This window comes from Chloroflexus sp. MS-CIW-1, from assembly GCF_030444705.1.
In the GTDB taxonomy this organism is placed as follows: domain Bacteria; phylum Chloroflexota; class Chloroflexia; order Chloroflexales; family Chloroflexaceae; genus Chloroflexus.
The window spans coordinates 2,353,107-2,370,488 of the sequence record NZ_JAUBWR010000001.1 but is presented as its reverse complement, the minus strand read 5'-3'; the positions used below and the strand labels follow the sequence as shown (position 1 = coordinate 2,370,488).

At 54.2% G+C, this 17,382-nt stretch carries 11 protein-coding genes; 8 read left to right on the top strand and 3 right to left on the bottom strand.

What is annotated here, in order from left to right; translation table 11 throughout:
* Positions 1-153: 153 nt before the first annotated feature.
* Together QTO31_RS09395 and QTO31_RS09390 are read left to right on the top strand one after the other, a co-directional pair.
* Positions 154-582: an NUDIX hydrolase gene (locus tag QTO31_RS09395; RefSeq protein ID WP_301428888.1), complete on the top strand. Its 429-nt coding sequence runs from the start codon at positions 154-156 to the stop codon at positions 580-582.
* 458 nt (positions 583-1,040) lie between these two features.
* Positions 1,041-1,484, top strand: coding sequence for a hypothetical protein (locus QTO31_RS09390; RefSeq protein WP_031458699.1), 444 nt, complete (start codon positions 1,041-1,043; stop codon positions 1,482-1,484).
* 436 nt (positions 1,485-1,920) lie between these two features.
* Here the strand turns inward: QTO31_RS09390 and QTO31_RS09385 are convergent, their stop codons facing one another.
* Positions 1,921-2,160, bottom strand: a complete 240-nt coding sequence (locus tag QTO31_RS09385) for a hypothetical protein (protein WP_301428887.1) — start codon at positions 2,158-2,160, stop codon at positions 1,921-1,923.
* A gap of 771 nt (positions 2,161-2,931) precedes the next feature.
* Here QTO31_RS09385 and argG point away from each other — a divergent pair.
* Positions 2,932-4,284, top strand: coding sequence for an argininosuccinate synthase (gene argG, locus QTO31_RS09380; RefSeq protein ID WP_301428886.1), 1,353 nt, complete (start codon positions 2,932-2,934; stop codon positions 4,282-4,284).
* A gap of 37 nt (positions 4,285-4,321) precedes the next feature.
* Here the strand turns inward: argG and QTO31_RS09375 are convergent, their stop codons facing one another.
* Positions 4,322-5,422: an STAS domain-containing protein gene (locus QTO31_RS09375; protein ID WP_301428885.1), complete on the bottom strand. Its 1,101-nt coding sequence runs from the start codon at positions 5,420-5,422 to the stop codon at positions 4,322-4,324.
* A gap of 436 nt (positions 5,423-5,858) precedes the next feature.
* Here QTO31_RS09375 and QTO31_RS09370 point away from each other — a divergent pair, with 436 nt between their 5' ends.
* The 5 genes from QTO31_RS09370 to QTO31_RS09350 all read left to right on the top strand — a co-directional run bounded on the left by QTO31_RS09370 (position 5,859) and on the right by QTO31_RS09350 (position 14,787).
* Entirely contained in the window at positions 5,859-7,424 is a 1,566-nt protein-coding gene (locus QTO31_RS09370) for a hypothetical protein (RefSeq protein WP_301428884.1), read from the top strand.
* A gap of 257 nt (positions 7,425-7,681) precedes the next feature.
* Positions 7,682-10,366 (top strand): flagellar filament outer layer protein FlaA, encoded by a 2,685-nt coding sequence (locus QTO31_RS09365; protein ID WP_301428883.1) that lies wholly within the window; start codon positions 7,682-7,684, stop codon positions 10,364-10,366.
* Positions 10,367-10,807: 441 nt separating this feature from the next.
* Positions 10,808-11,773 carry a magnesium/cobalt transporter CorA gene (corA, locus tag QTO31_RS09360; protein ID WP_301428882.1) on the top strand — a complete coding sequence of 322 codons (966 nt, stop codon included), beginning with the start codon at positions 10,808-10,810 and terminating at the stop codon, positions 11,771-11,773.
* Complete coding sequence (locus QTO31_RS09355; protein ID WP_301428881.1) at positions 11,767-13,254, top strand: nuclease domain-containing protein; 1,488 nt, start codon at positions 11,767-11,769, stop codon at positions 13,252-13,254. The genes corA and QTO31_RS09355 overlap by 7 nt, the downstream gene beginning before the upstream one ends.
* A 27-nt stretch (positions 13,255-13,281) precedes the next feature.
* The gene (locus tag QTO31_RS09350) at positions 13,282-14,787 is read left to right on the top strand and encodes an apolipoprotein N-acyltransferase (protein ID WP_301428880.1); all 1,506 of its coding nucleotides are present in this window, start codon (positions 13,282-13,284) and stop codon (positions 14,785-14,787) included.
* Between the two features lie 232 nt (positions 14,788-15,019).
* Here the strand turns inward: QTO31_RS09350 and QTO31_RS09345 are convergent, their stop codons facing one another.
* Positions 15,020-17,314: a xanthine dehydrogenase family protein molybdopterin-binding subunit gene (locus tag QTO31_RS09345; protein ID WP_301428879.1), complete on the bottom strand. Its 2,295-nt coding sequence runs from the start codon at positions 17,312-17,314 to the stop codon at positions 15,020-15,022.
* Positions 17,315-17,382 lie beyond the last annotated feature (68 nt).

Below are 17,382 nucleotides of genomic sequence, written 5' to 3'. Positions count from 1 at the left end.
GATGGGCGGGTTCTTATGACCCGCCCTTTTCTGTTACAGTTGAGAACCCATTCCAAAAAGCCCTTGCCGCAATCTGCCAGCATTGCCCAAACGCGATATAATGTAGATTTACTCTCTATCGGCAATAACCACTCGTTGATGGTGCGCAGAGGTATGAACAGCCAAAAGCCAATCTACGGTGTAGGCGCGGTGGTGTATCGCGTTCAGGCCGATCATACAATTGAGATTTTACTCATCCGCAAACATAAAGGTTTTTGGTCACTTCCGAAAGGAAAGATCAAGGGCAGGGAATCTGCGATTGATGCTATTGTGCGTGAAGTACGTGAAGAGACCCATGTCACTGCTGAAGTTGTTGATATGCTTGGTAGTATCGACTACATCATTCATGGGCCGCGTGGCGAACAGCGCAAAATCGTTGACTACTACTTACTCCACGCAATCAAAGGTCGTGCACGACCGATGGGTGGCCGAGAGCAGATTGTTGCCGTGGAATGGGTACCACTCGCCGAAGCGCTTGAGCGACTGCAACGCCCTCGGTTACGGGCAATTGTGCGTATAGCACAAACACTGTTTAGCCGCTAGGGTAGTCGGCTACAAACCCGGACGTACTTAAATCACCATAGTTAAAGGGTGATCAGAAACCTGGGCTGTTGATGAGACTTGACAGTGGTACGCAATGTCTTGTTTCGGGCAACGCATGCGTCCCTTCGCTGCGATAGAAACGATGGCGCCGAGTTCAGCGCCGGTGCTGCAACGCACACCTGACGCCCCTGCTCTTCCCACAGCCCCTTCCTCCCTCCGTAGAAGAAAGGAAGGGGGAAGGTGGGCTGAGAGAAAGGATGCTGGAAACCCCTCACGCAATAGTTGCACGGGCACGGTACATGCCTAAGGAAACGCTTCTGATCAGGCTCTTGAATCCAGGGAGTCCACACCGCTGTAATCTCGCACCAGAAATGCCCACACAACTCAGGATAGATGCACAAGTAATGTTTGTCCATAGCGTGCTATAATCAACATACATAGCACAGAGGTGGGAATGTATGGATGAGATTGCTGCCAACCAACTGGCACGTCGGGTTGAGGAACACCGGCAGACCTTCGCCTATCGGGTAGCCGTTAGGCTATTGCGCGCTTTTCCAGAACTCACCCATACCCTGCGCCTCGAAGAAAATTACGCTCCGGCCGAACGAATGGCGGAGGTAGCGGTACGCCCGTTCATCAATCTGGTGCACGCCATCTTATTGTTTAACACATTCGATATTGCTGAAACCGAGTTACGCTGGGCACGTGGTGTCTTACCCCGTTGGGGCGTAGCCTATGAACATACGGCCACAATGATCCGCTGGTATTTTGAAGAACTGAGCCACTTGCCCCTCTCACCAGCCGAGCGGCTGGTCGTTGCTGAACTCGAACAGTCACTGCTCAGTCTCATGGATCGAATTTACCACTCAAACGAACAACGTCCGCGTCTGGCAAACGTATAACCAACTTGTAAGAGCCTATCCATATCATCGTCTCACGGTAAGGCAGATGAGACCTAGTAGATGTACGGGCACAGCGGCGCTGTGCATGAACCGATTTTCTTCTGCGACAGGGTGTCCCGGATAGGCTCTAAAAGCCTGATCAGAAACCCAGATTTCTCATTGCCCCGTGTGGGCGCAGAAGTTGGGCAAGGAGTGGGAGAAGGTGAGGGTCTCCAGGCGTGCTCCGCAGCAATGATGCTGAACTCGGCGCCATCGTTTCTATCGCAGCGAAGGGACGCATGCCTTGCCCGCCACCGTTCACTGCACTATTCTGGCGATGTCCCATGGTCGTGCCTCATCAAAAACCCAGGTTTTTGATCACCCTCTAAAAAAACCCAGAGAAAACAAGAAGCGGGGTGTGTTGATTGCACACCCCGCACCTTCTATATGTAGGAGCCTAGGCAATATTCGTTGGTTCGTCACTCTGTAGAAGCAATAAACTACCTCGCAGCGCAATCAACTCATCGTCAGACAAGGTAGTCAACACTGGGTCGCTAGGAGAGATCGCACCATTAAGCAGCAAAAGTGCTTTAAGTGCCAATGGCCAGGTAGCATCTCCTGTCTCAGCCAATAGTGGCTGGGTACCGGGCAATGGTGGTTGTGGTAATACGTGAGGTACACGATGGGTGGCTGTCATGGGTTCTCCTCTCTGTGTGTATTGCGTGTAGTGTAGCTGGAAATCTCATGCTCGTCAAGGTTTTCAGGCCAGTGACAGGATGTTTTCAGCGTTCGCCCAGGTGTACGGGCCTCCGGCCCGCATGAGCGGTATACAGACCTGGGTGCGCGGGCCTCCGGCCCGCATATGTGGTGTACGGACCTGAGTACGCGGGCCTCCGGCCCGCATGGGCAGTATACAGACCTGGGAGCGCGGGCCTCCAGCCCGCATGGGCGGTATACAGACCTGGGTGCGCCGGCCTCCGGCCCGCATGAGCGGTATACAGACCTGAGTGCGCGGGCCTCCGGCCCGCATATGTGGTGTACGGACCTGGGTACGCGGGCCTCCGGCCCGCATAGGCGGTGTACAGACCTGGGTGCGCGGGCCTCTGGCCCGCATGAGCGGCGGACGAGTTGTGACCCACACCAACCATACGCTGACGACTTGATCGATGAGAGATACGTGGCGCGGGGAGACCGCTGGCAGAATGGGAATCAGAGCACCGCTGCGCGTACTGTGGAGAAGTCAGGGACCCGCCTCTGCTGCTCTCGTTTCTCGCTCCTCTCTCTTCGCTCCTCACTACTGCCAAGTAATTTGGGAAGTTTTATGAGGCACTATGCGAGCCAGAGTCCCGCGCACCCAGGTAGGTGGTGCATCGTTGCAGGCTCTGTATTAAGCTGTAACCACTGTTGAACTGGTTCCGTCGTATAATACAACGGCTAATGTTACTAGACGTTGGAAATGAGGGGCACCATGGCAAAAATCTTGCAACACCTGCCGGTTGGTGAAAAGATCGGTATCGCTTTCTCGGGTGGCCTTGACACGAGTGCAGCTATTCACTGGATGCGCGCAAAGGGCGCTATTCCCTACGCTTACACAGCGAACCTTGGTCAACCCGATGAACCCGATTACGAAGATATTCCACGACGTGCCTTATTGTATGGCGCAGAGGCAGCCCGCCTGATCGATTGCCGTCATCAGCTCGTTGCCGAGGGGTTGGTGGCGCTCCAATGTGGCGCATTTCATATTTCCACTGCCGGGCTACCGTATTTCAACACAACTCCTCTTGGTCGGGCAGTGACCGGCACGATGTTGGTCGCTGCCATGCGCGAAGATGGGGTCAATATCTGGGGTGATGGCAGTACCTACAAGGGGAATGACATCGAACGTTTCTACCGCTACGGTTTACTGGTCAACCCCGATCTGCGCATCTACAAACCCTGGCTTGACCAGGCATTCATCGATGAACTGGGTGGTCGGGCCGAAATGTCGGCCTACCTGAGTCGCGCCGGTCTCGATTACCGAATGCCAGCAGAAAAGGCCTATTCAACGGACTCAAATATCTTAGGCGCCACCCACGAGGCGAAAGATTTGGAGTTTCTGGATCGCAATATCACGATTGTCAATCCTATTATGGGAGTGGCATTCTGGCGGCCAGAGGTGCAGATTGAATACGAAGAGGTGCGTATCACATTTGAAGAAGGATTCCCGGTTGCAATTAATGGCATGACCTTCCCCGATCACGTGGCGCTGATGACCGAAGCAAATCGGATTGGCGGAAGGCACGGTCTTGGTATGAGTGATCAAATTGAAAATCGGATCATCGAGGCCAAAAGCCGTGGTATTTACGAAGCGCCAGGGATGGCACTGCTCTTCATCGCTTATGAACGACTGGTTACCGGTATCCACAACGAGGATACTATCGACCAGTATCGGGAATATGGTCGTAAGTTAGGTCGCTTACTGTACGCCGGGCGCTGGTTTGATCCGCAGGCTATGATGTTGCGTGAGTCGATCCAACGCTGGGTGGCTCGTCTGATTACCGGTGAAGTAACGATTGGTCTACGTCGGGGGAATGACTATTCGATACTTGATACCAGCTCACCGAACCTGACGTATGATCCGAGCCGCCTGACGATGGAGAAAGGTGAGGCCAGCTTTACGCCGCAAGATCGGATCGGTCAACTGCACATGCGCAATAACGACATTGCCGACACGCGCAAGAAACTTCTGGTTTATCTGCGCACCGGTCTTCTCGGCGAGAGCGGTGTTTTACCGCAATTAACGTCATCTACGAGCGGAACCGATCCGTCAGCCACAGAGTAGGGGGCGCTATCATACGCTAGGGACGTGTCATGCGTCCCTAGCGTTTTTCACTATTCAACGCGGCTTGCAGGGTGCTAAAAGTACGAATGCCACGCAAGTCAATACCAAGCGTGACCAGGGTCTGCGCGACTTCCGGGCGAATGCCGACCAGCGTGACGTGCGTGCCCATCAAGCGTGCTGCCTCGACGAGCTGGATCACGCCTTTGGCGACCTGGGTATCGATCACGGGGACGCCGGTCACATCAATGAGCAGTTCACGGGCGCCGGTGTGTTCAATCTGGGCCAACGCCTGCCGTTGCATATCGGCCAACCGTGCCGTATCGAGCGCACCGATGAGTGGCATCACCAGCGTGGTGGTGCGTACCGGCAGTACCGGAACGCTCAACTCGCGAATGACCTGGCGCTGTTGTTCATTTTCGGCCAGCAGGCGGGCCTGTTCAGCGGCGCGCTGTTCGAGGTCACGGAGCGCTTGCTGCAATGCTGCCGTGCGTTGAGCAACCTGCGCTTCGAGCGTGGCATTAAGTGCAGCCAGTTGGTTGGCGCTCTGGCGCGCCTCTTCCCGAAGCCGACGCGCCTCGCGCAAGGCGGCGTTGGTGACGCTTCCCCCAACGAACGTGAACAAGGCTGACCCAACTTGCAGAAACAGGGCAGCGATCTGTAATGTGCCTTCGGGTTGTTTAAAAAACAATAACTGACCGGTCGTCCACCATCCGGCTAACAGACCGGTTGTATTAAGGAACAATGCGAACCAAGTCCAGGCTGGTGGGAGGATCATTCCTGTAATGAGGATTGTGAAGACGAGAAAGAAGGGTGTTGCATAACGGGTAGGATCATCTCTCTCAGCCAGAAATAGAATGGTCATCGTCAGTGTAGTCACGGTGATGATGAAGAGCAGACCACCCGCTTGCACCCAACCGGTTCGGCAGAGAACGATCACGATAGTATAGACAAGAACTCCGGTCACATTGATCAGCAGTAGGGTGAACGCTAATTGTGGTGTCACTGCAAACACTAGTGGGATGGATAAGAGGGCCAACCCACTCATCAGGAGTGCCAGGACAATGATGATCCGACCACGTCGTTGATCGTCTTCGTTAGAGTCTGGAATGCGGAGTAGCCAGAGCTGCAATTGCTGCATGAACTTCTCCTTAACCTTTACCCCTCCTGTTCCGAAAGCGGAAAGAGGACTGCATTCTGCAAGGTTAGGACGTTGAGGGGAAGTTGAGTTCTGAGCCGCGAATGATGCGATGATGAATAAGGTTCTCTTCATTATACCCCTGGCATTGCCTCCTTCGCTTCGTCATATGTTGGGTCGTGCTGGGGTGTGTTTGCGGTTGAAAACCCGTTCTAACCGATGCTGTAGCGGTTATGATCGCTGAGCAATACTGTCGATCCGCAACAATATTTTGTCACCATAGTACAAGAATCCTATGCTTTGTCGTTAAACGCTAGTCATACCAGTACCAGCACAACAGGACTCTTTCGCCCCTCGCCAGTGGCAGCATTGTCAGCTACATTGAGGATGTGAGAACGGCTTTGCGCTCTTTGTTCATTGTAGCCAATGCGAGGCCGCTATGCGTAACAATATTCTCTCAATTCTGCTCATCTGTGTTATCGCAGCGCCGTTCACCCTCTATGCCGCACCTGCTGGTCAACCAGAACTCCCCTTACCTGAAGATGATGTTCTGATTGCTCCCGCATCAGCAAGGTTATCATTTGCGGTTGATGATGTTGAACCGCGTTTACCAAGTCAGTATCTGGCCGGAAGAGTAGCCGTACAACTTATATTGCCAGAAAGTACCGGCGCTGTTGATCCTTCGATGGAGGATTGGACTAGCGCCCAGATCGAGCAGATCGTTGCTGAGGCTCAGGCGGCACTTGATTGGTGGCGTGATCGGTTACCAGATGCCCGGCTGGAGTTTGATTTGAGTGTCCGCGTTGTGCCAACAATGTACGAGCCAATCCGCTACGATCTAGCCCAGGAAAGGCGCTGGATCGGTGATGTCCTGAGCGAATTGGGCTACGTTGGCGCAAGCCATTTCGAGCAGGCGTTCAGAATGCTCTTCGATCTCCGTGAGCAACGACACGCAGATTGGGCGACGATCTTCTTTATTGTGAATAGTGCGAGTGATGACGGCTACTTTGCCGATGGCCGCTTCGCTTACGCATATCTCCACGGGCCGTATAGTGTGATTACTTCCGATGGTGGTCCATATCAGACCCAGTGGCTACGTGCGGTGATCGCGCATGAGTTTGCACATCTCTTTGGTGCACTCGACCAGTATAGTGCTGCTCGTGTTTCGTGTGATCAGCGGAGCGGGTATCTGTTCACACCGACGACAAATAGTATGTTTAATAACTGTGGTACCAACGAACCGAGTATTATGCGCGAATTGATCTATAGCTTCACGATCGGCGCTGTTGACACGTCGGCGCGCCACCAGCTTGGCTACCGTGATAGTGATGCCGATGGTGTGATAGATGTGCTTGACACAACGCCAGTTATATCACTAACGGCGACACTTCAGGAAACAGGTCGACGGCCGGTTGTCGAATTGAATGCTCGTGATATTCCTTACCCTTCACCGGTGCAACCTGATGCGAGTATCAATCGGATAAGCGCCATTGAGTATCGAGTTGAGGGTAGTGATTGGCAACTAGCAATACCAGTTGATGGTCACTTCGACAGTCCACGTGAGATCGCACAGGTTGAGTTACCGTTGTACGATGGTGACTATGTAGTTGAGTTTCGGGCAGTTAATACGGTTGGTAATGTCTCAGCCCCAATGACCCAGACTTTTTCCATCAATGGCGTAGGGTCAAGTCCTGAATACCGTATTCCTGAACCGGCCCAGATCGACGAGGCAGGGTTAGTTATCCACTTGCAGGCGCCAGCAGATACCCAAGCGATTGAAGTGAGCTTCTGGCGTGATTTTCGTGAGGCAATTCGTGTACCTTACAGACCCGAAGTGATTCTTCCACTTAACATTGTACCGTCCTTGACGAATATACAGACGATACCGACGATCTACGTCCGTTTTATTGATAGTGCTGATCGACTATCGCTGTCATACGCGCTTCCTGTAGCAATTCCTGAACCACCACAATATGCTGTTATGCTCCCGCTAATCTTGCGTTAGTTATTCCCCCGCGTATATGTGGAAGCTTTCCTTTACTCTGAACCCGTTTTCTTCCCTAACAGCGAAAGGGTGAACTGAAGGGAGATTGGGAACCTGCGCCTCCCTTCCCTCTCTTTCCTGACCAGCAGAATGGAGGGAAACAACCGGTTGTCGTTATCAGCATGAAAAAATCGCGCCAAACTTTTACCGTTTTGGTTTCACTCACCATTTATACTAATATTGTCTTGGTCTCATCTTCATAGAGGGAGTACTGTTGTATGCGTTTTGCCCGTTATCTCAGTCTGCTGGTATGTATCGGTGTGTTCTTGAGCCTTTGGCCGATGGACGTAACGCGCACGCAATCGGCCAGCCCCTCGGTATTTGGAGCTAATACTCACATTGCAACCACTTACCCCTTTCCCGACTCATTGCACCAACCGGCTGAGGTTGTGGCGCAGAGTGGACTAGGTTGGGCACGTGAAGAGTTTCAGTGGGGACGGATCGAGCCGCGTCCAGGTCAATACGACTGGACATTTACCGATCGAGCTGTTGATGAGCTAGTAAAGCGCGGCGTCAACATTCTCGGTCTTTTTAATCCGGCTGTCGGTTGGGGCACGCCAAATCCGGCTGATGATGCCATCCCACCTGATCGAGGGAGCTTTTACCCACCAGAGCCGCAACTTTTTGCGAATTTTGTTGCGACGGTTGTGAACCGCTATAAGGATCGCATCCGTTACTGGCAGATATGGAACGAGCCAGACAATCCGGTATACTGGCGGCCAGCACCCGATCCGGCTGCCTATGCAAACCTTCTCCGTACCGTTTACCCGGCAATTAAAGCGGTTGATCCGGGTGCGGTCGTTTTAGCCGCCGGGATTGTCTCGCCCGAACCGGCGGGATCGTTTTTGCAGGCAATTGCTGATAATGGCGCCTGGAATTCGTTCGATGTCATCGCCCTCCATCCCTACACCGATCCGCTCGGCCCTGAAGCCGGATCGATTGACACAGTAGGGATCGGTGCAATTCAGACGCTGGCCGCTCGCTTAGGACCGAAACCGATCTGGGTTACAGAATTTGGCTGGGCAGATAGTCCGAGTGATCGCACGGGTGAGCGGGCGGTCGATGTTGAGACGCAAGCGAACTATCTGATTCGGGCAATGGCCCTGTTGCGGCAGGCTGGTGTCGAACGGATCATTATGTTCCGCTTCAAAGATATGCAACTGCGTAATGGTGTGCCGTTCAATGCATATGGACTATACCGTTATGGCAAAGGTCAGGAGGATTATAGTCAGCCCAAACCAGCCCTAGCAGCGTTTCGCACCTTGAACCAGTACGTTGGTGGGCGGCAGCCGCTTGGGTTGCGGCGTTTAAGTGAAGCGAGAATCGCCTTCGATTTCGAGCGGAGTATTGGCTGGCAAACGTTTCCGGCTGGAAATGGCTCAATCGCACAGAGTAGTGCTCGAGTGCGCAGTGGGGGCGGGGCAGTGGAGGTTCGTTACCGCTTTTCTACCGGCGGTAATGACTATGTAAGTTTTACCCCTCGCGAAGCAATCACGTTTCCAGCCGGAACGACCCAGATTGGGATGTGGGTGTATGGTGATGGAAGCAGTTTTGATCTGAAAGTTCAGCTTCGCGACACGCAGGGTGAGATTCTGCAATACCGCCTGGGCAAGATCGGGCCTCCGGGCTGGCAACAGCTTGTTGCTGCAATCAATGGCCCGGTTGAGCCAGGGAACCGGATTCGGTTTGTCGATGGCAAACTCGATGGTGACATCACACTTCAGGCTATTGTGATCGACGATGATCCAGATACTCGTACTGGTGAGGGTGTAGTCTATCTCGATGATCTAACCGGCTACAGTGGGCCAGAGGCATACGCTGCCCGTTTTGCTGCTGAACGTGGTGTCGTTGAGGTGATCTGGGCAGTGGATAGTGGTCGGGTGCGTGTTCCTAGCGCCGATGCCGAAGTTACCATCATCGACCGCGATGGTGGTCAGCGTCGCTTGGCCGCAGCAGGCGGGATGGTGACCCTCGATGTTGGGCCACGTCCGATCTACCTTCTCTATCAGCCGGGCAGCGAGCAGTCTGCGTCACCGCCGCCTCCACCTCCGCCACCCTCGTCCGGTAGTGGCTTTGTTCCACCCAACGGTGCCTTCGCCGACGATGCTATGCGAAATGTGTGGCAGCGCACCGATCAGCCGGTAGCCAGTGGTGCGCCGAAGTTACGTCCACGTTCGTGGATTTGGGGACCACAGCCGATCAGCGGTGCGATGCGTGAACCGTATGCCCAAAGTCCAGGCGGCAGCCGGTTGGTACAGTATTTCGATAAGAGCCGAATGGAGATCAACAACCCGAATGCCCCCCGCAATCAGTGGTATGTGACCAACGGCTTGCTTGTGGTTGAGATGCTGACCGGCCGCGTTCAGATCGGTGACGCGCAATTTGAGAATCGTACACCGGCAACTGAAGCGGTAGCTGGCGATCCAGCAGCAGTTAACCCTAATGCTCCCACTTACGCTACCTTGCGTAGTGTTGCCTTCCCGGTTAATCAAAATCGAGCTGCGGATCGTACCGGCCAGGTCGTCACTGCGTTTCTCAATCGTGACGGTAGTGTCAGTGAACGTCCTGACCTGGCCCGTTACGATATACGTATTGGCAGTTACGAAGCGACGCTTGGGCACAACATCCCGCAAGTCTTCCTCGACTATTTTGCTCAACAGGGTGTAGTGCTGGAAAATGGCCGCTACGTCAATCGTCAAATTATCGATTGGGTCTTTGTAATGGGTTTGCCGATTAGCGAACCCTACTGGGCACGAGTGCGGGTTGGCGGTGTAGAGAAAGACGTGCTGATGCAGGCCTTTGAGCGACGTGTGCTGACATATACTCCCGATAACGATCCAAATTGGCGAGTTGAGATGGGGAACGTTGGTCAGCATTACTTGCGCTGGCGGTACGGGCAGTAGTGGGTAAAGCGCTCGTGCATTGACTGAACAGCGTTCACCGCTGTCGCAGTACCACAGTGCATGTTTGCAAAACGATCAATTCCTGACGGGGCGCAGTGTCACTGCGCCCTGTAATTGTCAAGACCAGAATTCGCAATCCAGTGCCAGGTTTCCTCCGTTGTGTCATCGCAGGTAGGGTGAGTTCTCAACCCGCCCGTTGTAGTGTTATCGCCGAACATACCCACCTGTCCCTCGCATTGGCTGAGGAGGTGCCCCCATTCTGTTCCCCGTGTAAAAGGGTGAGAAAATAAGGCGCATCAGGTGCATGGTAACGCATCGGCTGGCGCATGTGCAGTCTGATAACGCTGACGAGACTTCTTGACAGAGATACGGCCTGCACGAATGTGACCAGGCTGGTATAATCGAGCAAGTACGTGCTCTATAGCGTAACTCACAACTTTTATGGTAACCCTACGAGTATTCCAACGTCAGCAGGTTGAGGCATTGACCGATCTCGATCAGATCAGTGAGCTGTTGATGCAACCGCGCACCCTGATCTGGCTCGATCTCGAACAGCCAACCGCCACCGAAGTGGCGTTACTGCACAATGAATTTGGATTTCATCCACTTGCCATCGAAGATGCAATCCAGACCCACGAACGACCGAAAATTGAGACCTATCCTGGCTACTATCTGATCATTTTTTACAGCATCGAGTACGATGCCGACAAACGGGCTTTGCATTTTCTCCCAATCACACTCTTTGTCGGGGCAAATTACCTGGTCAGCATCCGTACTGGCCCGGTTCGCCATGTACAGCAAACATTGGCGCGCTGGCAGGGTAACGGTTATGTGCCAGGTTACCAGATAAGCAGTATTCTCTATGCCCTGATTGATGGGATTGTTGATGATTATTTCGTTGTGCTCGATATGATCGGCGAACAGATTGATGATGTGGAAGATGCTATCTTCCAGCGCGGTCGTCAGGAGATTGCCGGTGAAATATTCACCTTAAAGAAGGACCTCTTGTTGTTACGACGAATCGTTGCTCCCGAACGCGATATTCTCAATGTCTTGTTGCGCCAGGAAGTGCGGATCTTTCAACCACGCGAGTTGACCTATGTGCGTGATGTTTACGATCACCTGGTGCGAATCACCGAATCGATAGATCTGTACCGTGATCTGCTTTCCAGCGCATTGGATAGCTATCTTTCGCTGCAAGGAAATCAGCTTAATCAGTTGGTGAAAGTTTTAACACTATGGTCAATTATTCTGATGGCTTGTTCGCTAGTTGCTGGTATTTACGGTATGAACTTTGTGCTGATGCCCGAACTTGAACAACCGTGGGGCTATCCATTTGCGCTTAGCTTGATGGTCGTCATTGCAGTCAGTCTGGCGATCTACTTTAAACGGAGACGCTGGTGGTAGATGATGTGGTGTTGTTCATCGACGGTCAACCGGCAGCTTCGACGGTCGTCATCGAACGAAAGGTCGTCGAGTGGTCATGTGCAGTGCCTGTCGATGCCACAGCGCAACTGGTGGTTGATGGCGTTCTTCTCGAACCATTTCTGCGTCCGGGCGAGGCGATTTGGCGTTGGCGCTGGCAGGCGCCAGCCGTAGCCGGTGAATACGAGGCTCATATCACAATTCAATCATCGACAGAGCGTACTGAATGGCGTGAAGTTGTGCGTGTTGTTCCTTCACTGCTCGACGCTCAGCGCTACACGCAGTTACTGGCCGATCTGGCTCAACTGATACCGACCCTGGTTCACGCCTTGAGGGGTGGACGCCAACCGGCCGGTGATATGGAGGCCGGACGATCAGATGTGGCAGCACTGCTGGCCTTGCTAACCGGATCGGCAACTGCACGCTTGATTGCAGCGCTAGAGCGATTAACCCGACGTCAGGCGAATCGTCGGCTTCTTCTTGATCGCCCACGTGAGCTAGGCGAGTGGCGCGAGCGCCCTGATCCATCGCGCTGGCGTATCACTCCTGATGCAATGCCGTTATCGGAAACTCGCTGGCCTGATCGCATTCAGCCACTGGTACCACGGCACGATCCATCTGAGCGATGCCTTCAGGTTGTAGCGGCGCTGCTTGATCAAGTGATCGGCGCCGCGCAATGGTTATTGCTTGCCGAACTACCGGCTGACAAACGGATGTCGTTAATCACCGTCGTTGGTCGTCTGCGGGCAATACGATCCCGCATCGTTGTCTCTGCGCCTGCATCAATGTCTCCAACTTCCTGGCAGCCGCGTACTCGCGATGAGCGAATCGTTCAGGCGTACCGCCGTCTCTTTCGGCGACGGCTGGGTGTTGGATGGGCATCTGATCTTCTTTCTATTCCAGTTCGTGAGGTGGCGCGGTTGTACGAAGTTTGGTGTACAGCACAGGTTGCACTCAGCCTCATTCAATTCCCTGGCTGGCACATTGTCGAGCAATCGCTCGTGAGTGAAGATTTTCATCTTCACATTGAACACCAATACCCGCTGTTGGTGCTGGTGAATGCTGATGGGGCGATGGTGAAACTGCGCTATCAGCCACGCTATGCCCCCGACAGTCAGCCGTTCTGTTCACTTGACGACCGGGTACGGATTCCTGACATAGCATTAGAGATAACCCCGACCCGAGCCGAACCATGCCTGATTCTGCTTGACGCCAAATACCGTCACGAAGCCGGTAAACTACCGGCAGGTGCACTTGATGAAGGGTATAGCTATCTGGCCGGTATTGGTGATTGGTCTGGTCAGCGTGTGGTAAAGGCTCTTGCGCTCCTCTTTCCTGCTGATAACGTGCCCAAAACCTATTCCAGTGGTCTGACGGTACTGCCACTCCTGCCCGGTGAGTCGGTCGTCTTCTTACACACTTGGTTAGAAGCGCAGTTGCGAGGAGTGTTAGAAGATCAGTAACCCATGTGCTGTTCGGGGTGAATGGGTATGCGCGCTACGGGAATACACAGTCGTTTCAGCATAGCACTCGCTCTATCAACAATGTCTGGCTTGTTGCTCGGTGCGGCGATGCCAACCGTTCTGGATTGGGGTCTCCTCGGCTGGGTCAGCTTCATCCCCCTTTTGCTCGGGTTACATACGCAACCGTCACGTCACTATGTCCTTTTGGCACTGCCCTGCGGCATCATCTGGTCGGCATTTACCCATCTCTGGTATCCGGCCCTGTTCGGGATGGTCGGTGGTATTTTCCTCATCCTGGCTTCTGGAACCTTCTACGCCGGCCTCATTCATACTGGTATGACGCTGCAACAGCGGTTGCCGGAACCGTTTCGTTTGCTGGGATTGCCGGTCGCCTGGTCGGCGCTGGAATTTCTCCGTTTTGTAGCCCCCGTCGTTAGCGAATGGTGGATTGAGGTATTGGCAAAAAGTCAATGGCGTTTCCCTCCAGCACTTCAGATTCTCACCATAACCGGTTTCCCTGGTCTCAGTTTTCTAATAATGCTGGTAAACGTTGCTCTGACGATGATCATACTGGAATGGTGGCAAAAGCGCTGCTGGCATCTGCCTGCCTTGATCGGGTTATTGTTCGCGCTGCTTGTGGTTGGATGGGGGGCATTCACGATACCCGATGCGGTGGCACCAGTCTTTCGTATTGCCGGGACAGTTGATCTTGTTAATCAAGACCCTGCCGTTCAGAGACTGAGCAATCTTCCCCGTGATCAAGAGGGATACTATGCCGACACTCCAGTAATGTCGCAGGCCATTTTTCGCATCAATGAAACCTTAACCCGCAGCATTGCTGATATTCAACCGGCGTTTGTGGTGTGGCCGGAGAACGAATTTGCCGATGCCGATGATCCGGCAGTTGTCGCACAGCTTGGGAGGTTGGCGCGTGAGTTAAATACGTATCTGGTGGTCGATATGGTTTGGCATGCAGAGGCCGGTATGCACGACGCGGCAGTGATGATTGGCCCTGATGGCCGAGAAGTTGGTCGGCGGGCCAAGATCAATCTCACCGGTGGCGAGCAGGCATTCGGTTTTGTCGCGGGTTCAGCCACGTTTTCCGTCTTTGCAACACCATACGGCAACGTCGGCCTGGGGGTGTGCTGGGATCGTCATCCGACCTGGATTGTTCGCGAATTAGCCCGCCATGGCGCGCAGATTGTGCTCATGCCGGTAGATGATGACTTTGCCGCTAATCCCTGGTTTCCTCGACTACATGCTGCCGATTCGGTCTTGCGAGCAGTTGAGAATCGCGTTACCTTCGCCACCGGTGCGACGAGCGGGATAGCAATGGTGATCGACCCTTACGGGCGAATAACCGCCGAGAGTGCAATCAATCAGCGTAGTGTTGTCGTCGGCGAAGCGTTTACTCTCTCAGAGCGCACCTTCTATACGTATACTGGCGACTGGTTTGGCTGGGTAATGTGTGGTAGTACGTTGATCGGATTGCTGTGGCGACGGCGGTTGCCATCGCTGGGGAGAGAGCGATGAGGCTTGCCTGATATAGGCGCCTTATCACTCCATGCTGTCAAATCAGGATCGTCTAATTCCATGGGCTGCAATTGCAGCGAGCGGATTAGAACACACCATCTGACAAGTTACTGAAAATGCATGTACTATTCGCTCCCAGAGAATTCTATCTTCTCGCCGCTTTTCCTACTGCGGGAGGAGAAACTAGATCTTACCTAGTGAGGCGTGCTAGTTCCCGCTCCCTTACCCGAGATCACGAAGAGATGTCCTCCCCCTCTTGTACCTGCCGAATCGCTTGAAAAACAATCTCATCGCGCATTGGTAGCTCATAGATGCGCGCGCCGGTCGCATCACGGATGGCGTTCGCGATAGCCGCTGCGCCGGCGGTGATCGGTGGCTCACCCACGCCTCGTGCACCAAAGGGGCCGTTGGGTGCCGGATTAGTTACGAGAACGGCCTCAATCGAGGGCACGTCGGCTGCACGGGGTAGGGTATAGTCCATCAAACTGGCTGTGAGCAATTCACCGCGCTCGTCGTAGCGCAGGGCTTCGTGTAGTGCCCAACCAATCCCTTGCACCGCACCACCGTGGATCTGTCCTTCTACCATCAGTGGGTTGAGTGGGAAGCCAACATCCTGAATAGCAACATACCGTAACGGCTGTACCCGACCGGTTTCCTGATCAACTGCCACCTGAACAATATGTGCAACAAAACCCGGTGCATTTTCGGCCGGTGCTGCCCGACCTTCACCGACAATCGGCCCTGGTCCACCCGGTTGTTCTTGGGCACGGCGGGCTACCTCGCCGATAGGTAGCGAACGCCCGGGAACGCCACGGACCAGAACCTCTCCCTCTCGGATATCCAGGTCATCAATCCGAGCTTCAAGCATATCAGCGGCGATCTCCAGCAGTTGACGACGTGCCTCGCGGGCTGCCGCAGCAACTGCCCCGGCGACGCTATACGTGATCTGACTACCGCCGCTCGGTCCGGCGAACGGTCCGCTGCGGGTATCGCCGGCGACAATTTCAACCTGTTCCGGTGGTACTCCCAAAATCTCAGCCGCTACCAACACAAAGCTACTATTGACACCCGAAATGTCTACTGATCCGACGTGAACCCGTACTATTCCATCGGTATCAACCCGACAGACCGCTGCGGCTGGCGACATTCCACACGGCCAGCCGCCAATAGCCATCCCAACACCACTCCCTGGCGTGCGGTTACGCCAGAGCGGATGTGCAGCAGCGACTTCCAATACCTTTGTAAGACCCATCGACGGCCAGGGATCGTTATTCCCCATCGGATCACCAGTGGTCGCTGCATTGCGCATTCGCAACTCGAGCGGATCAAGCCCTAAGCGATGGGCCAGCTCGTCAATGCTCGATTCGAGCGCAAACGTGACTTGTGGCGCGCCCGGCGCACGATAAGCGCCAGCCTGTGGTTTATGGGTTAGCACTTCCACAACATCAATCTGTACGTTCGGACAACGATAGTACCCACCCAGCAGCGTGCTCATGATACCGCCGAGGGTAAATGGGTACACACCATTGTCGATCACGATTTCGGCAACCAGTGCGGTAAGGATGCCTTCGCGGGTAGCCCCCAGCTTGAGCGTGATCGTGCTTGCCGGCGATGGCGTCGTAGTGAGAAAATCTTCGCTCCGATCAAGAACGATGCGTACCGGACGTCCAACAGCCATCGCCGCCGCCGCAGCCAATGGTTCGAGAATGCCGTACTTGGCGCCAAAACCGCCGCCTACCGTCATCGGTACAACGGTAACCTGACTCGGCCGCAGCCCCAACAGACGGGCAACCTCATCACGTACCCCGAATTGTCCTTGCGTACTGGTATACAACATAATCTGACGACGTAGCGGGTCAATATCGGCCACAACAGCGTGTGGTTCCAGATACCCCTGATGGACGATTGAGGTTCGGTATGTGCCTGTTACAACCACATCGGCTGCGGTTAAGGCAGTCATCGCATCACCGCGACTAAACCGCTTCCGCTCGTGTACATTTGAGACCGTATGCCCGTTCTGTTCTTCGCCACGGGCAACGGCCGCATGCGTTGCCGTAAGATCAGAATCAGCCTGCGGCGCACCTTGAGGCCAGATAACCGGTGCTGCTGGATCGAGTGCTGCTTCTACGGTGGCGACGGCAGGAAGTGGTTCGTAGTCTATCTGTAATGCAGCGACCGCATCTTCAGCCGCTGCCAGGTGTGTCGCTAACACCAGTGCAACCGGTTCACCACGATAGCGAACCACATCTCGGGCTAGTGTGGTCGTTTGCCGCGATGAAGGCTGCTGCTGTCGAACCGGCAAGTCGTGCGCGGTCAACACCGCAACCACACCGGGAATAGCTTTTGCTGCGGCGGTATCGATCCTCACAATCCGCGCATGGGCGTACATGCTCAGGGCTAGCTTTCCGTGAAGCATGCCGGGAAGGTACACATCACCGGCATAGCGCGCACGTCCGGTCACTTTTTCCATCCCATCAACCGATTTTCGTGCCTTGCCTAGGTAGCGATGCGGAGGTTGTTGAGTCATCAGTGTTACTCCTCTTTCAAGTGACTCCCTATCTATCGTACCATTTTTCATCTACCTGTGAGCAGTGA

Bases quoted from the DNA above. Each gene is read 5' to 3' on its own strand.
- QTO31_RS09350 (WP_301428880.1), top strand. From the start codon at position 13,282: ATGCGCGCTACGGGAATACACAGTCGTTTCAGCATAGCACTCGCTCTA.
- QTO31_RS09385 (WP_301428887.1), bottom strand. From the start codon at position 2,160: ATGACAGCCACCCATCGTGTACCTCACGTATTACCACAACCACCATTG.
- QTO31_RS09370 (WP_301428884.1), top strand. From the start codon at position 5,859: ATGCGTAACAATATTCTCTCAATTCTGCTCATCTGTGTTATCGCAGCG.
- corA (WP_301428882.1), top strand. From the start codon at position 10,808: ATGGTAACCCTACGAGTATTCCAACGTCAGCAGGTTGAGGCATTGACC.
- QTO31_RS09365 (WP_301428883.1), top strand. From the start codon at position 7,682: ATGCGTTTTGCCCGTTATCTCAGTCTGCTGGTATGTATCGGTGTGTTC.
- QTO31_RS09390 (WP_031458699.1), top strand. From the start codon at position 1,041: ATGGATGAGATTGCTGCCAACCAACTGGCACGTCGGGTTGAGGAACAC.
- QTO31_RS09395 (WP_301428888.1), top strand. From the start codon at position 154: ATGAACAGCCAAAAGCCAATCTACGGTGTAGGCGCGGTGGTGTATCGC.
- argG (WP_301428886.1), top strand. From the start codon at position 2,932: ATGGCAAAAATCTTGCAACACCTGCCGGTTGGTGAAAAGATCGGTATC.
- QTO31_RS09345 (WP_301428879.1), bottom strand. From the start codon at position 17,314: ATGACTCAACAACCTCCGCATCGCTACCTAGGCAAGGCACGAAAATCG.
- QTO31_RS09375 (WP_301428885.1), bottom strand. From the start codon at position 5,422: ATGCAGCAATTGCAGCTCTGGCTACTCCGCATTCCAGACTCTAACGAA.